This window comes from Jatrophihabitans lederbergiae, assembly GCF_031845305.1.
GTDB lineage: Bacteria > Actinomycetota > Actinomycetes > Mycobacteriales > Jatrophihabitantaceae > Jatrophihabitans_A > Jatrophihabitans_A lederbergiae.
This window is the reverse complement of record NZ_JAVREH010000176.1, coordinates 1-1,142: the sequence shown is the minus strand read 5'-3', so window position 1 is coordinate 1,142 and position 1,142 is coordinate 1. Positions and strand designations below refer to the sequence as shown.

Annotated in this window: 2 protein-coding genes and 1 pseudogene; 2 read left to right on the top strand and 1 reads right to left on the bottom strand. The window is 63.0% G+C overall.

The window, feature by feature from the left end; all coding sequences use genetic code 11:
- Positions 1-229, bottom strand: a pseudogene (locus RM423_RS24830) (hypothetical protein); the annotation flags it as partial.
- Positions 230-689: 460 nt separating this feature from the next.
- Between RM423_RS24830 and RM423_RS24825 the strand changes: the two are divergent.
- A complete protein-coding gene (locus tag RM423_RS24825; protein WP_311425710.1) occupies positions 690-779 on the top strand; it encodes a potassium-transporting ATPase subunit F in 90 nt (29 codons plus the stop codon).
- The coding region (locus RM423_RS24820; protein ID WP_311425709.1) for a potassium-transporting ATPase subunit KdpA at positions 779-1,142 on the top strand (364 nt) is incomplete at its 3' end. The genes RM423_RS24825 and RM423_RS24820, both read left to right, overlap by 1 nt.

The following is a 1,142-nucleotide window of genomic DNA, read 5'->3' as shown; positions in this document are numbered from 1 at the left end:
TGTCATCGAACTGGGTATGCGTTGCCGGCGTTACCGTCCCGGCCTGCTGGGCATGCAGCCACTTCGCATAGGCCGCGCGGGTGTGGTTCTGATCCTTGGCCGGCGGGTTGGGCTGTATCGGCCACCCAGTGGCCACGTTGGCGCCCCACGCACGCATCGACGGGAAGTAATTGTCAGTCGTGTGGTTCTCCTGCACGAAGACCACGACATGCTTGACGTCGGCAGCCATGCACTCAAGCCTGCCCGCGCTGGCGACCAAGAGCAAGCGCGGGCCGTCGCCGTTCACTCAGTAACCGCGAACTGTTCAACTGGAGGGCTATGCCGCCGGGCCCGATTGCGAAACGTGCGCAGCGCAAAGATCTCACCCGTGAACAAGTCGTGAGAATTTATCGCGCTCTTCTGCGGTGCCGAAACGGTGCCGGATCGGTTGCCGTCTGTGGATTGTGAGGGTCCGTCTGTAAGTCGTGAGGATGTTGCGGGGAAGGCGTGAGGATGGCCGTGCGAGGGCGACAACGACGACGGGGACGGCGTTGACTGCGGATCGCCGGGCAGGTCTCTGCCGGGTCGGGTGGGGACGACGTCGCGCTCCCAACGGTTGATGGAGTCGCAGTGAGTGACGTCTGGTTCGTGCTGCTGACCTTCGCGGTGTTCGGGCTGCTGGGCCTGGTCGTGAAGGGCGTTGAGAAGTTATGAGCGGCGCGAACCTGGTCGGGTTGGTCCTGGCTGCGCTGCTGAGCGTGTTCCTGGTGATCGCCTTGGTCTTTCCGGAGAAGTTCTGATGAGCGACACCTTGGCCGGGTTCTTTTTCCTGGTCACCTTGGTCGCGGCTTTGGCGCTGGTGCACAAGCCGTTGGGTGACTACCTGGCTCGGATGCTGGAAAGCCGAAGGCACCTGGTAGTGGAACGCGGCGTCTACAAAGTGGGCGGTATCGACCCCGAGGCTGACCAGAGCTGGAGCCGTTACCTGCGCGCGGTGCTGGCGTTCAGCCTGGTTTCGGTGCTGTTCCTGTATGCGTTCCTGCGGCTGCAGAACCACTTCGGTCATCCGTACGCGGTGCCGCGAATGGGTGGCTCGCAGTCCTGGAACACCGCTGCGAGCTTCGTCACGAACACGAACTGGCAGTCCTACTCCGGGGAGAACG

Excerpts from the sequence above, each read along its gene's own strand:
- RM423_RS24825 (WP_311425710.1), top strand. The coding sequence starts at position 690 with ATGAGCGGCGCGAACCTGGTCGGGTTGGTCCTGGCTGCGCTGCTGAGC.